Here is a 3,110-nt window from a genome sequence, read left to right as displayed (position 1 = left end):
AGCCACGCCTGCTTGCGCCGCTGACTCGGCCGCATGTGGATGTCACTGATGTGCAGGACCTTCAACGGCGACGATCCCGGTGAGAGCACCGGCATCGTCGCCTCACGCACGACGAATGCGTTGCGCTCGATCAACGAGGCGTAACCGATACCCGCCGCGAGGGTGCCGATGGAGGCGGCGGCGGTGGTCTTGAGGATGGACCCGGGTGAACCAGAGGGCACAGCAGCCATACCCGCAGCCTACTGCCACCGGCCGGACGTCACCCACCGTCGCCCGGCCGTCAGCATTGTCGGTGCTACCCCGGTGGAGGCGGCGGAGGCGGCGGGGGACCCAGTACCGGCACCGTGATGGGCGGCAAGCCCGGTATCTCGATGACCGTCTGCCCCACTGGAGGTGGTGGACCACCCGGTGGCGGTGCGCCCGGCGGTGGCGGCGGTGGTGCCGGCGCGACGCCGTTGGAGGTCTGGATCGTCACGATCGACCCCGGAACCGTCTGCCCGTTCGGGGATGTCCCGACGACCGAGCCGTACGGCGAGGTGCTGTTGACCGGCGTCGATTGATCGGCGACCTGGAACCCGGCGTCACGCAGCCGCTGCCGTGCGGTGCTCTGGTTCATCCCGGCGACGCTGGGCACCCGCGAGCCGGGAGCGCCGTCGACGTAGCGGGGGTCGGTCGGGGGCAGCGTGACCTCGCCGAAGTTGGTCGCGATCGGCAACATCGCGGTGAACCACGTGCGGGCCGGCTCGTTTCCGCCGAACAGATTGCCGCTGCCGCACTGCCGCAACGGGAACGAGCACAACTCGCTGGGATTGGTGGAGTCGTCGTAGATGTAGCTGGCCGCGGCGAGCTGGTTGGTGAACCCGAGGAATGCCGATGACCTGTTGGCTTCGGTGGTGCCGGTCTTGCCGGACACCGGCAGGGTCCAGCCGGCCGATCCCGCGGCGCCGGCCGCGGTGCCCGCACCGGTGTCGTCCTTGCTCATCGCGACCGCCAGAGTGTTGGCGAGGCCTTCGGGAACTGCTTGCTCGCAGGTCTCGGTGGTCACCGAGACCTCTTCGCCGTTGCGGTCGACGACCTGCTCGATCGGGTTCGGCGGGCACCACGTGCCACCGGAGGCGAGCGTCGCCGCCACGTTGGACAACTCCAACGCATCCACCTCGATCGGCCCCAGCGTGAACGAACCCAGATTCTGGCGCTTGACGAAGTCGGCGAGGCTTTCGTTGCTGTCCGGGTCGTAGTCCCGGGCGGTGCCCGGCAGCGCGTAGGACCGCAACCCCAGCCGCACCGCCATGTCGACGGCGCGCTGCACCCCGACCTGCGCGATCAGCTTGGCGAAGGCGGTATTCGGCGACGTCGCGAGCGCGTCGGTGACGTTCATCGACCCCCGGTAGTTGCCGGCGTTCTGCACGCACCACGTGGCCGGCGGGCAGCCGCGCGCTCCACCGCTGCCCAGACCCTTGGCCTCGAACCGGGACGGGGCGTCCAACTGGGCGTTGATGCCCATGCCCATCTCCATGGCGGCGGCCGTGGTGAAGATCTTGAACACCGAACCCGCGCCATTACCGGCCAGCGAGAACGGCTGTGGCTGCATCGTCTCGCCGGCGTCGAGGTTCAGGCCGTAGGTGCGGTTGCTCGCCATCGCGAGCACCGGGTGGGACTCCTTGCCCGGCCGGACCACGCTCATCACGCTGGCGACACCGTCGAGGTCGGGGCTGGCGAACTCGTTGATCGCGGACTTCACCGAGGCCTGCACGTCGGGGTCCAGGGTCGTCCTGATCAGATAACCGCCCTTGGCGACCTGATCCTTGCTGATGCCGGCGCGCGCCAGGTACTCCAGCGCGTAGTCGCAGAAGAACGCCCGGTCTCCGGCCGCGATGCAGCCCCGGGGCAGTTCCTGGGGCTGCGGCAGTATCCCCAGCGGCTGCTGGCTGGCTTCCCGCAGCTCATCGGCGTATTCGGGCAGGTTCTCGATCATCGTGTCGAGCACCACGTTGCGGCGCGCCAGCGCGCCGTCGGGGTTGGTGTAGGGATTCAGGGTGCTGGTGGACTGGACCATGCCGGCCAGCAGTGCGGCCTGCTGCCAGTTCAGTTCCGAGGCGTTGATGCCGAAGTAGGTCTGGGCGGCGTCCTGCACCCCGAACGCGCCGTTGCCGAAGGACACCAGGTTCAGATAGCGGGTCAGGATCTCCGGCTTGGTGAACGTCTTGTCCAGCGTCAGCGCCATCCGGATCTCGCGCAGCTTGCGTGCCGGGGTGGTCTCGACCGCCGCTCGCTTCTCGGCGTCGGTCTGGGCGACCACCAACAGCTGGTAGTTCTTCACGTACTGCTGCTCGATCGTCGAACCGCCGCGGGTGTCGAGATTGCCCGACAGATATCCGGAAAGCCCCGTCAAGGTGCCCTGCCAGTCCACGCCGTTGTGATCGGCGAACCGCTTGTCCTCGATCGACACGATCGCCAGCTTCATCGCGTTGGCGATCTCATCGCTGGACACCTCGAAACGTCGCTGGGTGTACAGCCACGCGATGACATTGCCCTTGGCGTCGACCATCGTCGACACCTGAGGCACCTCACCCTCGACGAGCTGGGCCGATCCGTTGGCCACGACGTCGGAGGCGCGATTGGACATCAGCCCGAACCCGCCGACGGCCGGGAACATCAGTGCGGCGGCTACCACGCTGGCCAGTAGGCAACACCAGGCGAGCTTGATGATCGTGACCGCAACTGGCGGTCGAGTCGGGTGGTCCTCCGGCATGGGTTACAGAGTAGCGACGAATCCGGGCCCGGAATCCATCGAGCGACCGAGACGAATGCAGCGCCGCCGGTGTCGAAAGCCGAGGTCCGGCACTGTACCGGCCTGACGGCACGGTCGTCCCAAAAAAGTGGTCACGAACGTATTGCGCAGAACGCCCCTGACCACCTAAGTTGAGCAGACAGTGCGATGCAGGTCACACCTGCTCGTCGCGGTGTGGCGCAGATCGCACTTGCGATCGACGCCGGTTTAGGAAGTCGTCTGCGTTGTCGGGGCGCGGCCAGAACGAAGGGGATCGCAGGTGTTAGGTACCAAGCCCGCCGCTCGCAAGACCACCGTGAATCCGACCGGCCAGTCCATT

Annotated in this window: 1 protein-coding gene and 1 pseudogene; both read right to left on the bottom strand. The window is 67.4% G+C overall.

Translation table 11 applies throughout. The annotated features are described in order from the left end of the window. Positions 1–230 (bottom strand): annotated as a pseudogene (locus WA944_RS02775) (metallophosphoesterase); the annotation flags it as partial. Positions 231–295: 65 nt separating this feature from the next. Further along, the gene (gene ponA2 / locus WA944_RS02770; RefSeq protein ID WP_526368336.1) at positions 296–2,752 is read right to left on the bottom strand and encodes a transglycosylase/D,D-transpeptidase PonA2; all 2,457 of its coding nucleotides are present in this window, start codon (positions 2,750–2,752) and stop codon (positions 296–298) included. Positions 2,753–3,110 lie beyond the last annotated feature (358 nt).

This window comes from Mycobacterium sp. (assembly GCF_049683355.1).
Lineage (GTDB): Bacteria > Actinomycetota > Actinomycetes > Mycobacteriales > Mycobacteriaceae > Mycobacterium.
This window is presented reverse-complemented; position numbering and strand designations above follow the sequence as displayed.

Bases quoted from the DNA above. Each gene is read 5' to 3' on its own strand.
- ponA2 (WP_526368336.1), bottom strand. From the start codon at position 2,752: ATGCCGGAGGACCACCCGACTCGACCGCCAGTTGCGGTCACGATCATC.